Source organism: Pseudomonas fluorescens (assembly GCF_902497995.1).
GTDB lineage: Bacteria > Pseudomonadota > Gammaproteobacteria > Pseudomonadales > Pseudomonadaceae > Aquipseudomonas > Aquipseudomonas fluorescens_BK.
Map to the genome: position 1 here is coordinate 182481 of NZ_CABVII010000001.1, position 18692 is coordinate 201172.

Genomic DNA, 18692 nt, shown 5'->3' on the forward strand with positions numbered 1-18692 from the left:
AGTCCAGATCTCGTTGTCGTCTGACTCTAATCAGTTGAAGGATGTGTCCCTTGAATCGCTTGTCACTACCGCCGCTGTCAGCGCAAGAATTAAAGCGCACCGTCGACTGGGCAATCGCCTCACGCCGCAGTGTCAGAGCCTTCCTGCCGACGGCCGTGCCGCGTGAAGAAATCGAAGCGATTCTGGACATCGCGCGCTTCAGTGCCTCGGGGGTCAACATGCAACCGTGGCGCGTTCACGTCGTCACCGGCGACGTAAAGGAACGTCTGTCGGTGGCGATCGAAGCCATCGACAACGATCCGCAGCTCAGTAGCAATATGCAAGATCCCTACGAGTACTACCCGCGTGAATGGGTCACACCCTACGTCGATCGCAGGCGCAAAGTGGGTTGGGATCTCTACGGGCTGCTGGGGATCGCCAAGGGTGACAAACAACGCATGCACCAACAGCACGGACGCAACTACCGGTTCTTCGATGCACCGGTAGGCCTGCTGTTTACGCTGGACAAAGTGCTTGAGCAGGGCAGCCTCCTGGATTACGGCATGTTCCTGCAAAGCGTGATGGTGGCCGCCCGCGGTCGAGGCTTGCACACGTGCCCGCAAGCCGCCTTTCTCAAATATCACAAAGTCATTTCAGAGGTTCTGGGCATTCCATCCGGGCAAATGCTGGTGTGCGGCATGAGCCTTGGCTACGCCGATCCCGCGTCCATTGAAAACACGCTGGTCACGGCCCGTGAGCCGGTCAGCGCTTTCGCCGTTTTTCATAATAATAAGGAGACCTGTCCATGATTACTGGTGCCTACGCTCACGGACTCGATCAGAGTCCGGCGAACCATGTCCCGCTGACACCCCTCGGCTTTTTGGATAGAGCCGCACTGGTTCACCCCGAACGCGTCGCCATTGTCCATGGCGAGCTGCAGAGGACTTGGGCGCAAACCCGCGAGCGCTGCTACCGGCTTGCATCGGCGCTGGTGGGCAGAGGGGTCCTCCCAGGCGATACGGTGTCCATCATCTCGCCCAACACGCCGGCGATGGTCGAAGCGCATTTCGGGATTCCGTTATCGGGCGCCATCCTCAACACGATTAACCATCGCCTGGACGCCGAAGGCATTGCGTTTATTTTGCGCCACAGCGAATGCAAGTTGCTGCTGGTCGATTGTGAGTACATGGCCGTTGCCGGCGCGGCACTTGAGCGACTCGAATGCCGCCCGGCAGTGATCAACATTCGCGATCACCTGGCCGCCGTGTGCGTCGACTCGCAGGTGCCCGACTACGAAACACTGCTCGCCGAGGGCGACGAGAATTTCGAAGGGCTATGGCCGAATACCGAGTGGCAACCTATCGCCCTCAATTACACCTCGGGCACCACGGGAGACCCGAAAGGCGTTGTCGTCAGCCACCGTGGCACCTACTTGATGAGCCTGTTACAGATGACCAATTGGTCGCTCCCGCAAGCGCCTCGATACCTGTGGACGTTACCCATGTTCCACGCCAACGGCTGGTGCTTCACATGGGCGATCACGGCAGCGGCCGGCACCCATGTGTGCCTGCGCAAGGTATCGGCAGAAACGGTGTTCGACGCGATTGCCAAACACCGGGTTGATCATTTCTGCGCAGCGCCCACGGTGATGGCCATGATCGCCAACGCCCCCCTTCCCCCTGCTCTGCCCCACCCGGTTCGCGTATTGACCGCAGGCTCCCCGCCTCCGGCAACGGTGCTGGACACGGTGGTCTCCATGGGTTTCCAGGTTGACCATGTGTATGGCATCACTGAAGTGGCGGGCACGCCGATCAGCTGCGTGTGGCAGGACGGATGGGATGAGCTCCCCGATCGAGAAAAAGCGAAAATGCGTGTTCGACAAGGCGCACGTGCTGCAGCGTTTGAAGGCTTGATGGTCGCGGACCCGCAAACGCTACAACCCGTCCCCCATGATGGCCAGACCACCGGCGAACTGCTGCTGCGAGGCAATACCGTGATGATGGGCTACCTGAAAAACCAGACCGCCACGCAAAAGGCATTCGAGGGCGGCTGGTTTCATACCGGTGACGTCACGGTGGTTCATGCCGATGGCTACATGCAGATCACCGACCGCTGCAAGGACGTCATCATTTCAGGTGGTGAAAACATCTCTTCCGTTGAAATCGAAGACATCCTCCATAGTCATACGGCGGTACTTCATGCCGCCGTGGTCGCGCAGCCGGACGATAAATGGGGCGAAGTACCCTGCGCTTTTATCGAACTGAAAAGCGAAGCCCTCTCCTCTACAGAAGCGGAAATCATCGCGTACTGCCAGGCACGCCTGGCCCGCTACAAGTGCCCAAACCGGGTGATCTTCATGGAGCTTCCGAAAACGGCCACCGGGAAAATCCAGAAGTTCATTCTTCGCCAACAGGCGGGCAGTCAGGAAGCGATCGTACGGCTGGCTTCAAGTGGCTGACACCTGCGTGATCTCGCTCGAATCATGCTGATCCTGCACAACTGACACCCACACATTCATCAACGTGCGGAGCGCAGCCGCGTCGCTCTCTCAGGGAGAGGTGCGCGCTGCCGACACCAAAAACAACAACAAATGGTGCATTAGACATGTCAAAAAAACGCATGACGTCGTTCTCGACAATCGTGTTCACCTGCGCGGCCCCCAACGCTTTTGCAGACTTCATCGGCGACACGCAAACAAGCCTTGAATTACGCAACTTCTATTACAACCGTGACTTTCGCAACGACGGCGCCAGCCAATCCAAACGCGATGAATGGGCACAAGGTTTCATCTTGAACGTGCAGTCGGGCTTCACCGAGGGCACGCTGGGCTTTGGCGTCGATGCGCTCGGCTTGCTCGGGGTCAAACTGGATTCCAGTCCCGACCGGACTGGTTCCGGCCTGCTGGCCTTTGATTCGCAACGCAATGTGAATGACGAGTACAGCAAGCTCATTCCAACCGCCAAGGCTCGCCTGGGGCGCAGCGAATTGCGCATCGGCGGTCTCAATCCGGTGATGCCCCTGTTATCCAGCAACAACAGCCGCCTGCTCCCGCAGGTGTTCCGCGGTGGAATGCTGATCTCCAAGGACCTCGAGCCTTTGACCTTCAGTGCTTTACGCGTTAATGCCGTGAAGCAGCGTAACTCGACGGACTTTGAATCCCTGACCACGTTCGGCTACAAGCCGGTACAGGCCGATCACTACACCTATCTGGCCTTTGACTACAAAGTGATGCCGCAACTTTCGCTCCAGTATCATGTGGCCGAGCTGGAAGACCTCTACCGCTCGAATTTTTTCGGCTTGAAGTACGAACGAGCGCTGGGAAGCGGATCGGTGATCTCTGACATTCGCTACTTTGCTGCCAGCGAAACCGGGGATGAAAGCCTGGGTGAAGTGGACAACCGTACGCTCAGTACCATGTTCTCCTACCGTCAGAGTGGCCATACGTTTGGCGTCGGCTTCCAGAAAGCCTGGGGCGAAACGTCGTTCGCCATGGTGAATGGCGCTGATACCTATCTGTTCGGCGAGTCGTTGGTCAGTACCTTTACAGCACCGGACGAGCGCGTCTGGATCGCACGTTACGATTTTGATTTCGCAGCCGCCGGTTTACCCGGCCTGACCCTGGGCCTGAAGTATGTAAAAGGCGACGAAGTAGACCCTGCACGTTTGGGAACATCCCAGGCTGCCAACCTTCGATCTCAAGGGCAGGATGGCAAAGAGTGGGAGCGCGTCACTGACATCACTTACACCGTACAAAGTGGCCCGCTCAAGAACGTATCGGCACAGTGGCGCAACTCCACGAATCGCTCCACCTACGCCGACAGCGCCAACGAAAATCGCCTGATCTTTCGATACACCTTCAAGTTCTGAGAGACATCTCTGATCGATGGCCGCACTCAGATACTGCGTGCGGCTATGGGCGTGAACCTGGCAGCCACATCACCCACAGCTTTCAATCACGTATTGGACGGTGATTGCGGAGTATCGGGATTGAGTTGCTGACGTCTGAATTGACCGGGTGGCTGGCCATGTATCTGGCGAAAGCGTCGGGAGAAATAAGCCTCGTCAGCGAAACCGCACGATCTCGCCACCTCCCCCACCGGTCGTGTCCCATTAAGCAAATAATTGCGTGCCGCGTGCATCCTGCGCTCGAGCACCAGCTCAGTGAAGGTCTTGCCGATTTCCTTGCGCAACCAGTGCGTCAGATACGTTGGTGACAGGTAAGTCGCAGCAGCCACCTTGATCAGGTTGAGATCGGGGTCGGCAATATTCTTGCGCAAGTATTCGGACATCCTGCTCAGCGCATCGCGTCGGCTGACTTCGGCGGCATTCTCTTCGGCTAACCGTTTGAGCGGCTCGGCATACAAGGCACACACACTCCCCACCAGTTGCAGCAACAACCCCTTGAGCATCTCGCGAGTGCCGAACTGACGGTTCTCATCCAGGACTCGCATCTGTTCGATCAAGGCACAGACTTTGCGGAAGTCCTCATCGCCCAGAATGAAATCCAGATGTTCCTGCCGTCGGTCTTGACCTGACCCGTCGTGATCTCCAGCGCGCGGCCAAAAGCAATGGTTTGCCGTGGGAAGGTGCCAAGGTGTTCGACGGCGCCGCGCCGATGACCGCCATCATGCCAGTCACTCGCGCCGGACACCCGGACGGCGATTTGTGGCTGAACGTCAACGGCGAAGAGCGCCAGCGCGACAGCCTCGACAGCCAGATCTGGTCGGTCAGTGAAATCATCAGCCGCATCTCGCAATCGGTAGCGCTCCGGGCCGGTGACTTGATCATGACCGGCAGCCCGGCAGGCGTCGATGTGCTGCAACCAGGCGACATCGTTAACGCCGGGATCGACGGCATCGGCCAACTGGAAATGCGTGTCGGTCAACGACCTTGAATACGGCACACAGCCTCTGAATTGAAAAAGGAAATAACAACATGTCCAGTCCTTTGAAAGTGGCCTTGGTCACCGGCGCCGGCAGCGGCATCGGCCGCGCCGTGGCCCTGGCTCTGATGGCCGATGGATTCACCCTGGTATTGGCCGGGCGCCGGCCGTTGCCGTTGCAGGCCTTGGTCGAATTGGCTGCCGGCGAAGGACACGAAGCGCTGGCGGTGCCCACTGATGTGCGCGACCCGGCCAGTGTCGATGCGCTGTTTGCCACCATCGCCGAGGTGTACGGGCGCCTGGACGTGGTGTTCAACAACGCCGGGGTCAACGCCCCTGCCGTGCCGCTCGGCTACTTCCAACAGGCCGACAAGCAGGCTTATTTGCAGGAACACGGCGCGAACATTCGCGGGGTGATCACCGGCGGGCATACCGGGATCAGCCAGGCGCTGATGGCGCAGCTACCGAAACTGGAAGTGGTGGCGGTCAACGGCGTGGGTACCGATGCGGTGGATCTGGCGTATGCCCGGGATCGCGGAATTCGTGTGACCGCGACCATCGGAGCGCTGACCGAAGACGTCGCCGACCTGGCCATCGGATTGTTGATTGCCGTGTGCCGGGGTTTGTGCACCAGTGATGCGCTGATTCTCGCGGCCGCTGCCGACAAGGCTGAAGCCATCATCAATGCCGAGGTGCTGCAGGCGCTGGGTAAGGACGGGTATCTGATCAACGTGGCGCGCGGCAAGCTGGTAAACGAGGTCGATCTGGTGGCGGCGCTTGCCGCTGGTGAGATCGCGGGTGCGGCACTGGATGTGTTTGTCGATGAAGTCACATGCGTACCCATCGGCGGCTGGATCTGAGTGTTTCCAGGGTGGGCGCGGCAAAAATCAAAGAAAGACTTTTCTTTGGACGAAAAAAATGGACCTCTTTTCAGAGATCCATTTTTTAATGCTTGGAGCGGGAAACGAGACTCGAACTCGCGACCCCGACCTTGGCAAGGTCGTGCTCTACCAACTGAGCTATTCCCGCGTCTTGGTGTGGCGCATTCTATAGAATTCAGAAGCGCCGTCAAGCCTTTGATTCAAAAAAGTTTTATTTCTTTTCAGCATCGGTCTTCAGATGCGGCCAGGCAGCCCGCAGGTACTGGATCATCGACCACAACGTCAGGCCGGCGGAGACCAGCAGCAAGGCGTAACCGAACAGGACCCAGAACGTGAAGTCCGACGGGTTGGCCAGCAGGATCACCAGCGCCAGCATCTGCGCGGCGGTTTTCCATTTGCCCAGGTTCGATACCGCGACGTGGGCACGGGCGCCGAGTTCGGCCATCCACTCCCGCAGCGCCGAGACCACGATCTCGCGACCGATGATGACGGCGGCCGGCAGCGTCAGCCACAGGTTGCCGTGTTCCTGCACCAGCAATACCAAGGCCACGGCGACCATCAGCTTGTCGGCCACCGGATCGAGGAACGCCCCGAATGGCGTGCTTTGTTCCAGACGGCGGGCCAAGTACCCGTCCAGCCAGTCTGTGGCGGCAGCAAAGGCGAAGACCGAGGCGGACGCCAGGTAGCTCCAGTGGTAAGGCAGGTAAAACAGCAAAATAAAGATCGGAATAAGCAGGACGCGTAGAACGGTAATCAGATTAGGGATATTCATCGGCACAACTGGCTACGAGGTGAGGTGGCATTCTACTCGCTGTGCAGATTTGCATAAATCAACTCTGCGAGCTTTTTACTGATCCCGGGTGCTTTGGCGATCTCTTCGATGCTGGCACGAGACAGCTCCTGCAATCCACCAAAATGTTTCAACAAATCGCGCCGACGTGTCGGACCGACGCCCGCGACACCCTCAAGTGTAGACGTACGGCGGGTTTTTCCGCGACGGGCACGGTGCCCGGTAATCGCGAAACGGTGGGCTTCGTCGCGTATCTGCTGGATCAAATGCAGCGCGGGGGAATCGCCGCGCAAGGTGAATTCATGGGCGGCATCATTCAGGTACAACGTTTCGAAACCGGCCTTGCGCGTTGCGCCCTTGGCCACGCCCAGCAGGATCAGGTCGGGTACCGCCAGTTCATTGAGCACATCCCGGGCCATGGACAGCTGGCCCTTGCCGCCGTCCACCAACAGAATGTCCGGCAGCTTGCCCTCCCCGTCCTTCAGTTTGCTGAAGCGCCGGGTCAGGGCCTGATGCATTGCGGCGTAGTCGTCGCCGGGGGTGACGCCTTCGATGTTGTAGCGTCGGTAGTCGGACTTGATCGGGCCTTCCGGGCCGAACACCACGCAGGAGGCCACGGTCGCTTCGCCGCTGGAGTGACTGATGTCGTAACACTCCAGACGCTGCGGTGGCTCGTCCAGGTTCAGCACTTCTGCCAGGGCATCGAACCGTGCTGCAACATGTTGCCGGTTGGCCAGCCTTGCGCCCAGGGCCTGCTCGGCGTTGGTGACCGCCAGTTGCTGCCAGCGTGCTCGGGTGCCGCGAACCCTGTGACTGATGGTCAGTTCGCGACCGCGCAGCTTGTCGATGGCCGCGATCAGGGTCGGGAAGTCTTCGTGAACCACGTTGACGATCAGTTCGCTCGGCAAGTCGCGTTCGGGACTGCTGACGTAGTATTGGCCGAGAAACGCTGCCATGACTTCAGAAACGTCTTCTTCAATGCCCACCTGCGGGAAGAAGTTCTTGCTGCCCAGCACCCGCCCACCCCGCACGCTGATCAAGTGCACGCAGGCACCGCCCGGATTGACGAACGCCGCGATCACGTCGACATCGCCCGTGCCGCCTTCCATGCTCTGCTGATCCTGGACCCGGCGCAGCAACGAGATCTGGTCGCGCAACTCGGCTGCCCGCTCGAATTCGAGGTTGATCGCGGCCTCCTCCATGGCGACCGACAGTTCGTCCGTCAGCGCATTGCTGCGCCCCTCGAGAAACATGATCGAGTGCCGTACGTCTTCGGCGTATACCTCGGGTTCCACCAGGCCGACGCAAGGTGCCTTGCAGCGTTTGATCTGGTATTGCAGGCACGGTCGCGTGCGGTTCTTGTAATAGCTGTCCTCGCACTGACGCACGAAAAAGGTCTTCTGCAGCAGGCTCAGGCTTTCGCGAATCGCCCCGGCGCTGGGATAAGGTCCGAAGTATTTACCCTTGGCCTTCTTCGCCCCGCGATGGATGCTCAGGCGCGGGAACGGGCCATCCGAGAGAAAGACGTAGGGGTAGGATTTGTCGTCGCGCAGCAGAATGTTGTAGGGCGGACGCCACTCCTTGATCAGCGTCTGCTCAAGCAACAGGGCTTCGGTTTCATTGGCCGTGATCGTCGTTTCGACCTGGGCGATACGCGCCACCAGGGCCGCGGTCTTGGGGGCGAGGCCGGATTTGCGGAAGTAGCTCGACAGGCGACTCTTGAGGTTCTTGGCCTTGCCGACGTAGAGCAGGCGCGCATCGCTGTCGAACATGCGATACACACCGGGGCGCCCACTGACCGTCGACAGAAAGGCACCCGGATCAAAGGCTTCAGTCATTTTCAGAGGCTGGCATCGACCATGCCGTGACGAACCGCCAACAGCGTCAACTCGACATCACTGCTGATCGAAAGCTTTTCGAAAATGCGGTAACGGTAGGTATTCACGGTTTTTGGCGACAGGCATAGCTTGTCGGAAATGATCTGGACTTTCTGGCAGCCGACAATCATCAACGCGATCTGGATTTCCCGCTCCGACAGGGCATCGAACGGCGAATCGTTGGTTGGCTGGAAAGACTTGATCGCCAGTTGCTGGGCAATCTGCGGGCTGATGTAGCGTTGCCCGGCAAACACCAGGCGGATCGCCTGGACCATTTCCGGCAACCCGGCACCCTTGGTCAGGTAACCCGCGGCACCGGCCTGTAATAACCTGGTAGGAAACGGATCCTCTTCGCACACGGTGACCGCGACGACTTTGATGTCCGGATGACTGCGCAATAATTTGCGCGTGGCTTCAAGACCGCCGATTCCCGGCATCTTGACGTCCATCAGTACCACATCGGGTTTCAACTCACGCGCCTTGAGCAGGGATTCTTCACCTGATTCAGCCTGGCCGACCACTTGCAGGCCATCGATGTCAGCCAGCATTCGTGTAATGCCTGTACGAACGAGATCATGGTCATCGACTACTAGCACCCTAATCAAGCAGACACCTCGCGATATGGTCTTATTGGGTTGCTCGACACCTTAGCAAAAAGCGACTGGCAGACCTAGCGGCAAGCGCTATATAAAAAGTATCAATAGTTCTTGAAAGGCTTGCCGTATACGTGTCTTAGCGAGGCAACCCATCGATCTCGCGCTGCATTTCCAGGAAACACCCGTCCGTGTCAACGACTGTCAGCCCCTTTCTCTCATATAAGGCTCGCGCCGGGTTGTCTTGAAAAACCGTCAACCGCAACGACCGGCGTCGTTCCCTGCACGCCATGGCCACTACCCGGTCGATCACCCAGGAGCCGACGCCCTGCCCCCGAAACGCTTCGACGACATGCAATTCGCGGATGTACAGGTCCCTGGCGTCCCGACTCAGACTCACATAACCGAGCACGTTCTCGTCTTCCACGATCAACCAGTTCTCGCGCCCGGCCCAGCCCACATCGAAACCTTCGTCCAGCCACGGCAAATTATGCTGGACGTAGTAGTGCAGCATGTTGTCACAGGTCAAGGTTCGAGCGAATTCGAGGTCCCGGAGCGTCGCCGGGCGTAATTCCAATGCCATCAAGCCTCCGCGACCGCCACTGTTTTGCGCTTGCGGCCATTGGCATTGCACGGGGCAATGACCGTGGGTCCGACGCCAGGATTGCACGGCGTCCTGCCGACTCCATGACGAGGGGTTTGTCCAGATACCAAGTGTGTCACAACCTTCGACGCACTCAAGCGATAGACAACGCCATCGTCGGCCGATAGCATTTTCTGATTGAATCTGCCTACCGGCCTCTAGTAAGCTCGGTGCATTCATCGGAGACAGACCATGTTCAACGCCCCCTCACCGCTTCAGACCGCCAGCGCCCTGCGCTCGGTCGCGGCTGCCCGGGTGAATGACGTCTGTGCTCCGGTCAGCTTTTATTTTGGGTATTGGTTTAGCCACTGGCGCGCCTGATACCCACACGGCGCCCACTTTGAACGGGTCGCCACCAGAGAATTCTCAACCCCCGGTCGGCTTCCCGACCGGGGGTTTTGTTTTTTCAGCCCTGTACTTTTTAGCGACACACCTGACAACTCGAGGATTTCGACAATGAACTACGCCACTTATTACCGTTACGACAGTTTTACCGCCTGGCGATTTAGCAGCCTCCGCTCGGGACAGCCTGCCGCCTCCGATCGGTCACCCACAGGTGGCAAGCACACACACGCAGCCAATCCGGCCAATTGTCGAACACCCCAGTAGGGCCGAGTGCGCGGGACCGAACCCGCCACCCGCCCAGGAAGCCTGAACATGAACTCGTCCGTCTCCGCTCTGCCGCTGTCCACCCTGAGCCCTGCCAATGAAGCGCTGACCCTGCGCCTGCCCAGCTCACTGCAACTCAAGCAGCAATTACCGCTCACCACCGCCCTGACCCAACAAGTCGCTGCCCACCGCCAGGCGGTTCGTGCGATCCTCAATGGCGAAGACTCCCGCCTGCTGGTCATCGTCGGCCCTTGTTCGATTCACGATCCCCGGTCTGCCCTCGAATACGCCACTAACCTTGCTCGCCTGGCCACCGAAGTCAGCGATGACATGCTCCTGGTGATGCGCGCCTATGTCGAAAAACCTCGTACCACCATCGGCTGGAAAGGCCTGGCGTACGATCCGCACCTGGATGGCAGCGACGACATGGCGGGCGGCCTGACCCTGTCTCGCGAGTTGATGCGCGACATGCTCCAACTGGGCTTGCCGATTGCCACCGAACTGCTGCAACCGATGGCCGCCGGTTACTTCGACGACCTGCTGAGCTGGGTAGCGATCGGCGCCCGCACCACCGAATCGCAGATCCACCGGGAAATGGCCAGCGGCCTGGGCATGCCGGTCGGTTTCAAGAACGGCACCGATGGCGGTGTGGCCGTTGCCAGCGACGCCATGCGGTCGGCCGCCCATCCCCATCGGCATTTCGGCGTCGACAGTCAGGGGCACCCTGCAATCATTCAGACCCCTGGCAATCAGGACACTCACCTGGTTCTGCGCGGCGGCCATCGCGGTCCGAACTACGATCGCGAGAGCGTCGCCCAGGTGCACAGCGATTTGACCAGGCTGAAAATTCCGGCGCGGATCATGGTCGACTGCAGCCATGCCAACAGTGGCAAAGACCCGTTGCGGCAGCCGGCGGTGTTCAACGACGTGCTTGAGCAACGCCTGCAGGGTGATCGATCGCTGATCGGCATGATGCTCGAGAGCCATTTGTTCGAAGGCTGCCAAGCGTTGAGCCCGTCGCTGCGGTACGGGGTGTCGGTCACCGACGGCTGCCTTGGCTGGACCGCGACGCAAGACGTGTTGCGCCAGGCGGCGATCCGGTTGCGGGCTCAACGCGACTAGCAGACAAATGACATTCCGGAGGTAGGCCATTGCCAACCTGTGCACTGCCTCCGGCGAAATGCTGTCCAGATATTCCGACAAAGGCCTCATACCCCTTCGAGCTTTCGTACTTTTCCTATTCCGTTTTCATCAGGCTACCGCGGCTTTTTCATACATCGCACTCGCGCTGGAGTGCTTTAGAGTGAGGCGCAGGCACCCCACATCTCCTGTGAAAAAGGTATGAACAATGCAACGGAATGCAACGACTCTCTACCCGATTCTGCTGGTCCCTGGGCTCTTCGGTTTCGATCGCATCGGCCGGTTCGAGCTCTTCCATGACATCAAGCAAGCCCTCAGAAACGCCGGCGTCCGAGTGTTTGTCCCACACCTGTCGGCCACCCATAGCAACGAAGTACGCGGTGACCAGCTTCTGGTGCAGATCGAGCGGGTGCTGCAAGGTACCGGTGCGAACAAGGTCAACCTCATCGGTCACAGCCAGGGCGCGCTGGCTGCGCGTTATGCGGCGGCGATTGCACCAAAGGCCGTCGCGTCGGTGACCTCCGTCAGCGGACCGAACCACGGTTCGGAGCTGGCCGACGTCCTGCGCAAGGCCCTGACACCCGGACGCCTGTCAGAGCAGGTCGCCGAGACAGTCGCCACCTTGTTCACAGACTTTCTATCGTTACTCAGTGGCAACCGCCAGCTGCCGAAAAACGCCATTGCCGCGCTGAATGCGCTGACCACCGAAGGCGTGGGCGCATTCAATGACAAATACCCTCAAGGGCTGCCGCAAACATGGGGTGGCAAGGGCCGCGAACTGGTCAACGGTGTTCGCTACTACTCCTGGAGCGGCACGCTGCAAGGGAGCCTCCTCGATCAAGGGCTCAATGCACTCGATCCGCTGCACGGATTTTGCCGGGCCTTCTCCCGTTATTTCACCACCGAAGCCAAGCAGAACGACGGCATGGTCGGGCGCTACAGCTCGCATCTGGGCACCGTGATCCGCTCCGACTATCCGCTGGATCACTTTGACAGCATCAGTCAGATGGCCGGTCTGATCCGCAAAGGCATCGACCCGGTCGATCTTTATGTAGAGCATGCCGAACGCTTGAAAAAGGCTGGCCTGTGAGCAATACCGGCCGCCGGGTGGCGCATGGAAGGAACTTTGAGAAGAAATAGACCACTGAATCCGGTAGGCTCACCACTTTTCTGAACGTTGAAAGGAGTATTTTCCCATGGCTAAAGCCACTGCACGTCACATCCTGGTTGCCAGCGAAGCCAAGTGCAACGAACTCAAAGCCCAAATCGAGGGTGGCGCTGATTTCGCCGAAGTCGCCAAAGCCAACTCCACTTGCCCGTCCAGCCGTCAGGGCGGTGACCTGGGCTCGTTCGGTCCGGGCCAGATGGTCAAGGAATTCGATACCGTAGTCTTCAGCGCACCGATCAACGTGGTGCAAGGCCCGGTAAAGACCCAGTTCGGTTACCACTTGCTGGAAGTGACCAGTCGTCAGGACTGATCGATCCACGCAGTTCCCCACATGACGGCCCGCCTTTTGGTGGGCCGTTGTGTTTCGGTTGCGTGATACGGCTGGCGAGGGACGCGCCGCTAGCGTACAAATTGCGGTTATCGACCACCCGGCTCAAAGGCTGACAATGCGATTGGCTTTCCCTACTTTGTTGTTCACTGCCATGGCCCTGTTGCTGGCTGCTGCTGGCGTGAATGCAACACCGCAACATGCGCTGACCGTGTATGGCGAACCGGCAAAATATCCAGCCGACTTCAGTCATTTTGACTACACCAATCTGCAAGCACCCAAGGGTGGCACGATGCGTCGTTCGGCGATCGAAATCGGTCATTTCGACCATGTCCTGCCGTACATTGACAAGGGCATCGGCGTCACGCAGATCGACGGTTTGATTTATTCGCCCCTGGCCCAGCGTTCGCTGGACGAGCCCTACACCGTATACGGCCTGGTGGCACAGACAATGGAGCGCGCCGATGACGGCCTGTCCCTGCGCTTCAACCTCAACCCCAAGGCCCGGTTTGCCGATGGCCAGCCGATCACCGCCGAAGACGTGCGCTACACCTTCGAGCTGCTGATGACCCAGGGCAGCCTGCGTTATCGCACGCAATTCGCCGACGTCAAGGGCGTCGAAGTGGAGTCGCCACGCACCGTGCGTTTCGACTTCAAGAACAACGAAAACCGCACCCTGCCCCTGGACATCGCGACCTTGCCGGTGTTTCCCGAGCACTGGTGGAAGACCCGCGACTTCGCCGGTGGCGGCGGTTACGAGCCGCCGCTGGGCAGCGGCCCGTACGAGGTCGGCAAGGTCGACTCCGGGCGCAGCATCACCTTCAAGCGCAACCCCGACTGGTGGGGCAAGGATCTGCCGGTCAGCCGCGGCCTGTACAATTTCGACCATTTCAGCATCGAGTACTTTGGCGACACCGACGTGGCGCGCCAGGTGCTGCGCGGCGGTGCTTTCGACTACAACCGTGAATTTTCCGCCACCGCCTACTCGATCGGCTACGACAGCCCGGCGCTGAGTGACGGGCGCCTGCAAAAGGCCCACCTGGCGCAAAACGCCCCGCAAACGGCGCAAGGCTTCGTGTTCAATCTGCAAAATCCAATGTTCCAGGACCGTCGCGTCCGCCAGGCCCTGGCCATGCTCTGGGATTTCGAGTGGAGCAACCGGCAGATGATGCGCGACCTGTATATCCGTCAGCAGAGCTTCTTCTCCAACACCGACCTCGCCGCGCGCCACCTGCCCGATGCCGCCGAGCTGGCGATTCTCGAGCCCCTGCGCGGGCAGATCCCCGATGAGGTGTTCACCCAGGTCTTCGAAGCACCGAAAACCGACGGCAGCGGCGTGATTCGCGACAAACAGTTGCAGGCCCTGGCGCTGCTGGAAGCGGCAGGCTGGAAACCTGATGGCGATCAACTGGTGAACGCCGAAGGCAAGCCGCTGAGCTTTACCTTCCTGGTCAGCCAGAACGGCATGGACCGCTTACTCCTGCCCTACAAGCGCACGCTGAAACAGATCGGCATCGACCTCAACATCCGCCGCATCGACTCCTCGCAATACGTCAATCGCCTGATGTCCCGGGACTACGACATGATAGTGACCGGCTACCCGGTCACCACCTCGCCGGGCAATGAGTTGTACAACTACTTTGGTTCGGTGGCGGCCAACGATCCGGGCTCCAACAACTATATGGTGCTGAAGAACCCGGCGGTCGATACGCTGCTCGGCGGCCTGGTCCGCGCCAACACCCAGGCCGACATGTTGCGCCATGCCCATGCCCTGGACCGGGTGCTGCAATGGAACTATTACTGGATCCCCAACTATTACCCGCCAGGCAGTTCGACCGTCTGGTGGAACCGCTTCGGCATTCCCAGTGTGCAAGCCAGCAATGACGAAGCCATCGAGAGTTGGTGGGAAGTGAGCTCCACGCCCCTGACCAACCAGCAGATGACCGCCGAGCTCATCAAGCGCGGCAGACCCGGAGGGCCGCACTGATGTGGGCTTATATCCTGCGGCGCCTGCTGCTGATCATTCCGACGCTGGTGATCATTCTCCTGGTCAACTTCGTCATCGTCCAGGCCGCGCCGGGCGGTCCGGTGGAGCAGGCGATCGCGAAGTTGCAAGGCATCGGTAGCGCGAGTGTCGGCGGTGGGTCCGGCGACGCCATCAGCCATGGCGGTTCCCGGGCCAGCCGAGGCCTCGACCCGCAGCTGATCAAGGAAATCGAAAAACAGTACGGCTTCGACAAGCCGGCCCCGGAACGTCTGTGGCTGATGCTCAAGAGCTATGCGCGACTGGACTTTGGCAAGAGCTTCTTTCGCGGCGCCACCGTCACCGACCTGATCCTGGAAAAAATGCCGGTGACCATATCCCTCGGACTCTGGGCCACGCTGATCACCTACCTGGTGTCGATCCCGCTGGGGATTCGCAAGGCCGTGCATCACGGCAGCCACTTCGATATCTGGAGCAGCACCGCCATCATCATCGGCTACGCCATGCCGGCGTTCCTGTTCGCCATGTTCCTGATCGTGGTGTTCGCCGGGGGCACTTCGTTGAACTGGTTTCCGGTACGCGGCCTGGTCTCGGACAACTTCGAGTCGCTGTCGACCCTGGGCAAGATCGCCGACTACTTCTGGCACCTGGTGTTGCCGGTCACGTCACTGGTAATCGGCGGCTTCGCCACCCTGACCATCCTGACCAAGAACTCCTTCCTCAATGAAATCACCCGCCAATACGTGGTCACCGCCCGCGCCAAGGGCATGAGCGAGCGGCGGGTGCTGTACGGCCATGTGTTTCGCAACGCCATGTTGCTGGTGGTGTCGGGGATACCCCAGGCCTTTATCAGCGTGTTTTTTGCCGGCTCCCTGCTGATCGAAGTGATCTTCTCCCTCGATGGCCTGGGCCGCATGAGTTACGAAGCCGCGGTGTCTCGGGACTATCCGGTGGTGTTCGGCTCGCTGTTCATCTTCACCCTGTTCGGTCTGCTGATAAAACTCGTCGGTGATCTGTGCTACACCCTGGTCGACCCGCGTATTGACTTCGCCGCGAGGAACGCCTGATGTTCAAGCTCTCGCCGCTGGGCCGTCGCCGCTTCGAACGGTTCAAGAAAAACCGCCGTGGCTGGTGGTCGCTGTGGTTGTTTATCGGCCTGTTCCTGCTGACCCTCGGCGGCGAACTGATCGCCAACGACAAACCGCTGGTGGTCGGTTACAAGGGTTCGCTGTACTTCCCTGCCTTCAAACGCCACACCGAGCAGGAATTCGGCGGACAACTGCCGTTCCAGGCGGATTACCGCAGCGACTACGTGCAGAATCTGATCAAGAAGGACGGAGGCTGGCTGCTGTTTGCGCCGATCCCGTTCAGTGACGACACGCCCAACTATGATCTGGACCAACCGGCACCGAGCCCGCCGTCGAAGGTCAACTGGCTGGGCACCGACGACCAGGCCCGGGACGTGATGGCCCGGGTGATTTTCGGCGCACGGGTGTCGATCCTGTTCGCCTTGATGCTCACCCTGGTCAGTGCCCTGGTCGGTATCGCGGCCGGCGCACTGCAAGGCTATTACGGCGGCTGGGTCGACCTCTTGGGTCAGCGGCTGCTGGAGGTCTGGTCCGGGTTGCCGGTGCTGTATCTGCTGATCATTCTCTCCGGGTTCGTCGAGCCGAATTTCTGGTGGTTGCTGGGGATCATGGCGCTGTTTTCCTGGCTGGCCCTGGTCGACGTGGTGCGCGCCGAATTCCTGCGCGGGCGCAACCTGGAATACGTCAAGGCCGCCCGGGCCCTGGGCCTGAGCGACCGCAAGGTCATCGTGCGGCACATCCTGCCTAACGCGATGAATGCCACCCTGAGTTATCTGCCATTCATTTTGACCGGGGCGATCTCGACCCTCACGGCCCTGGATTTTCTCGGTTTCGGCATGCCGGCCGGCAGTGCGTCACTGGGCGAGTTGATCGGCCAGGGCAAACAGAATCTGCAAGCACCCTGGTTGGGGCTGACGGCGTTTTTCACCTTGGCGTTGATTCTTTCTTTACTGGTGTTCATTGGCGAGGCGTTGCGCGACGCCTTTGATCCCAGGTCATGATGCGGGGTTGATATGAGTAATAACCTGATCGAAATCCGTGACCTCTGCGTGGCGTTCAGCGGTCAGACCGTGGTGCGCAACCTGTGCCTGGACATCCGCCCTGGCGAGTGCCTGGCCCTGGTAGGTGAGTCGGGCTGCGGCAAGTCGGTGACCGCGCACTCGATCCTGCAACTGCTCCCCGAGACCGGCACCGAAACCTGCGGCAGCATTCGCTATCGCGGCAAGGAACTGCTCGGCGCTTCCTCCACGGTACTGCGGGAGTTGCGCGGCAACCGGATCGCGATGATCTTCCAGGAACCGATGTCGTCGCTCAACCCGCTGCACAGCGTCGAAAAACAGATCGGTGAAACCCTGCTGTTGCACAAGGGGCTGATCGGCAAGGCGGCGCAGGCGCGGATTCTCGAGTTGCTGCAACTGGTGGGCATCCAGAAACCCGAGGAACGGCTCAAGGCTTATCCCCATCAATTGTCCGGCGGCCAGCGACAACGGGTGATGATCGCCATGGCCCTGGCCTGCGAGCCGGAGTTGCTGATCGCCGACGAACCCACTACCGCGCTGGATGTGACGGTGCAGCGCAAGATCCTGCTGCTGCTCAAATCCTTGCAACAGCGGCTCGGCATGTCGCTGCTGTTGATCAGTCACGACCTCAATCTGGTGCGCAGCATCGCCCAGCGCGTGTGCGTGATGAAGTCCGGGGAAATCGTCGAGCAAGCGCCCTGCGAGACGCTGTTCACCGAGCCGAAACATCCTTACAGCTGCGTACTGCTGAACGCCGAACCGGAAGGTGAAGCCCTGCCCCGGGACGAGCGGGAGAACGTGTTGGAAGTGGATAATCTGTGCGTGCGGTTCGCCCTCGGCGGCGGACTGTTTCAGCGCAAGACGTATTTGCACGCGGTGAACGGCATCAGCCTGAATGTGCAGCGCGGCAAGACCCTGGGCATCGTCGGCGAATCCGGCTCCGGCAAGTCGACCCTGGGTCAGGCGATCCTGCGCCTGCTCGATTCCGACGGCAGCATTCGCTTCCAGGGCGAGGCGCTGGATGGCTTGTCGCAAAAGCAACTGCGGCCGTGGCGCAAGAAAATGCAGGTGGTGTTCCAGGACCCCTTCGGCAGCCTCAGCCCGCGGATGTCCGTGGCGCAGATCATCAGTGAAGGCCTTGAAGTGCATAGCCAGTTGACCGCGGATGAATGCAAGGCCGAAGTGATTCGGGCGCTGGAAGAAGTCGGCCTCGACCCGCAAAGCCGCCATCGTTATCCTCATGAATTTTCCGGCGGGCAACGCCAGCGTATCGCCATCGCCCGCGCATTGGTGTTGAAACCGGCGCTGATCCTGCTGGACGAACCGACGTCGGCGCTGGATCGCACCGTGCAAAAACAAGTGGTCGCCCTGCTCCGTCAACTTCAGGAAAAACACGGACTGACGTACCTGTTCATCAGTCACGACCTGGCGGTGGTGCGCGCCCTGGCCCACGACATGATCGTGATCAAGGACGGCAAAGTGGTGGAAAGCGGTGCCAGCCACGAGGTGTTCGAGTCGCCGCAGCATCCCTACACCAAAGAGCTGTTGGCGGCGGCGCATCCGGGGTGGGCATAATCGGCGTCATGCCTTTGGACCGCGTCGCGGCCTTCGCGGGCAAGCCTCGCTCCTACAGGTTATCGGTGTCTTTATGATCGATGCATGACCTGTAGGAGCGAGGCTTGCCCGCGAAGGGGCCAGCACAGGCAATAAA

Annotated in this window: 14 protein-coding genes, 1 tRNA gene and 3 pseudogenes; 12 read left to right on the top strand and 6 right to left on the bottom strand. The window is 59.9% G+C overall.

The genetic code is table 11. From position 1 onward, the window contains the following. Nucleotides 1-41: 41 nt before the first annotated feature. From F8N80_RS00810 to F8N80_RS00820, 3 genes are all read left to right on the top strand, one after another. Entirely contained in the window at nucleotides 42-788 is a 747-nt protein-coding gene (locus F8N80_RS00810; RefSeq protein ID WP_191632834.1) for a nitroreductase, read from the top strand. Beyond that, nucleotides 785-2437, top strand: a complete 1653-nt coding sequence (locus F8N80_RS00815) for an AMP-binding protein (protein ID WP_150782981.1) — start codon at nucleotides 785-787, stop codon at nucleotides 2435-2437. Before F8N80_RS00810 ends, F8N80_RS00815 begins: the two co-directional genes overlap by 4 nt. Before the next feature lie 146 nt (nucleotides 2438-2583). Further along, nucleotides 2584-3846, top strand: a complete 1263-nt coding sequence (locus F8N80_RS00820; protein WP_150782982.1) for an OprD family porin — start codon at nucleotides 2584-2586, stop codon at nucleotides 3844-3846. Nucleotides 3847-3932: 86 nt separating this feature from the next. Here F8N80_RS00820 and F8N80_RS00825 read toward each other — a convergent pair. Continuing rightward, nucleotides 3933-4502: pseudogene (locus tag F8N80_RS00825) on the bottom strand (helix-turn-helix transcriptional regulator); the annotation flags it as partial. On the opposite strand from F8N80_RS00825, the pseudogene F8N80_RS00830 reads away from it, so the two are divergent. Both F8N80_RS00830 and F8N80_RS00835 read left to right on the top strand, forming a co-directional pair. After that, nucleotides 4496-4873: pseudogene (locus F8N80_RS00830) on the top strand (fumarylacetoacetate hydrolase family protein); the annotation flags it as partial. The pseudogenes F8N80_RS00825 and F8N80_RS00830 sit on opposite strands and share 7 nt — an antisense overlap. 41 nt (nucleotides 4874-4914) lie before the next feature. Further along, nucleotides 4915-5688: pseudogene (locus F8N80_RS00835) on the top strand (SDR family NAD(P)-dependent oxidoreductase); the annotation flags it as partial. Nucleotides 5689-5814: 126 nt separating this feature from the next. On the opposite strand, the gene F8N80_RS00840 reads toward F8N80_RS00835, so the two are convergent. The 5 genes from F8N80_RS00840 to F8N80_RS00860 all read right to left on the bottom strand — a co-directional run bounded on the left by F8N80_RS00840 (nucleotide 5815) and on the right by F8N80_RS00860 (nucleotide 9585). Next, nucleotides 5815-5890: transfer RNA gene (locus tag F8N80_RS00840), tRNA-Gly, on the bottom strand. A gap of 63 nt (nucleotides 5891-5953) precedes the next feature. Next, a complete protein-coding gene (gene pgsA / locus F8N80_RS00845) occupies nucleotides 5954-6514 on the bottom strand; it encodes a CDP-diacylglycerol--glycerol-3-phosphate 3-phosphatidyltransferase (protein ID WP_128872701.1) in 561 nt (186 codons plus the stop codon). A 32-nt stretch (nucleotides 6515-6546) separates the two neighbouring features. Beyond that, nucleotides 6547-8370 carry an excinuclease ABC subunit UvrC gene (gene uvrC / locus F8N80_RS00850; protein WP_150782983.1) on the bottom strand — a complete coding sequence of 608 codons (1824 nt, stop codon included), beginning with the start codon at nucleotides 8368-8370 and terminating at the stop codon, nucleotides 6547-6549. A 2-nt stretch (nucleotides 8371-8372) separates the two neighbouring features. Continuing rightward, nucleotides 8373-9014 carry a response regulator transcription factor GacA gene (gene gacA / locus F8N80_RS00855; protein WP_008015884.1) on the bottom strand — a complete coding sequence of 214 codons (642 nt, stop codon included), beginning with the start codon at nucleotides 9012-9014 and terminating at the stop codon, nucleotides 8373-8375. A 127-nt stretch (nucleotides 9015-9141) separates the two neighbouring features. Beyond that, nucleotides 9142-9585 (bottom strand): GNAT family N-acetyltransferase, encoded by a 444-nt coding sequence (locus F8N80_RS00860; RefSeq protein WP_150744974.1) that lies wholly within the window; start codon nucleotides 9583-9585, stop codon nucleotides 9142-9144. Between the two features lie 717 nt (nucleotides 9586-10302). Here F8N80_RS00860 and F8N80_RS00865 point away from each other — a divergent pair. From F8N80_RS00865 to F8N80_RS00895, 7 genes are all read left to right on the top strand, one after another. Continuing rightward, complete coding sequence (locus tag F8N80_RS00865) at nucleotides 10303-11376, top strand: 3-deoxy-7-phosphoheptulonate synthase (protein WP_150782984.1); 1074 nt, start codon at nucleotides 10303-10305, stop codon at nucleotides 11374-11376. 226 nt (nucleotides 11377-11602) lie between these two features. Next, nucleotides 11603-12484, top strand: a complete 882-nt coding sequence (locus F8N80_RS00870; protein WP_150782985.1) for a lipase family alpha/beta hydrolase — start codon at nucleotides 11603-11605, stop codon at nucleotides 12482-12484. Between the two features lie 106 nt (nucleotides 12485-12590). After that, nucleotides 12591-12872 (top strand): peptidylprolyl isomerase, encoded by a 282-nt coding sequence (locus F8N80_RS00875; protein ID WP_008150918.1) that lies wholly within the window; start codon nucleotides 12591-12593, stop codon nucleotides 12870-12872. Nucleotides 12873-13008: 136 nt separating this feature from the next. Further along, nucleotides 13009-14877, top strand: coding sequence for an extracellular solute-binding protein (locus F8N80_RS00880; protein ID WP_150782986.1), 1869 nt, complete (start codon nucleotides 13009-13011; stop codon nucleotides 14875-14877). After that, nucleotides 14877-15941 carry a microcin C ABC transporter permease YejB gene (locus tag F8N80_RS00885; protein WP_150744978.1) on the top strand — a complete coding sequence of 355 codons (1065 nt, stop codon included), beginning with the start codon at nucleotides 14877-14879 and terminating at the stop codon, nucleotides 15939-15941. The genes F8N80_RS00880 and F8N80_RS00885 overlap by 1 nt, the downstream gene beginning before the upstream one ends. Next, nucleotides 15941-16963, top strand: a complete 1023-nt coding sequence (locus F8N80_RS00890) for an ABC transporter permease (protein WP_150782987.1) — start codon at nucleotides 15941-15943, stop codon at nucleotides 16961-16963. The genes F8N80_RS00885 and F8N80_RS00890 overlap by 1 nt, the downstream gene beginning before the upstream one ends. Before the next feature lie 12 nt (nucleotides 16964-16975). Beyond that, complete coding sequence (locus tag F8N80_RS00895; protein WP_150744980.1) at nucleotides 16976-18556, top strand: ABC transporter ATP-binding protein; 1581 nt, start codon at nucleotides 16976-16978, stop codon at nucleotides 18554-18556. Nucleotides 18557-18692 lie beyond the last annotated feature (136 nt).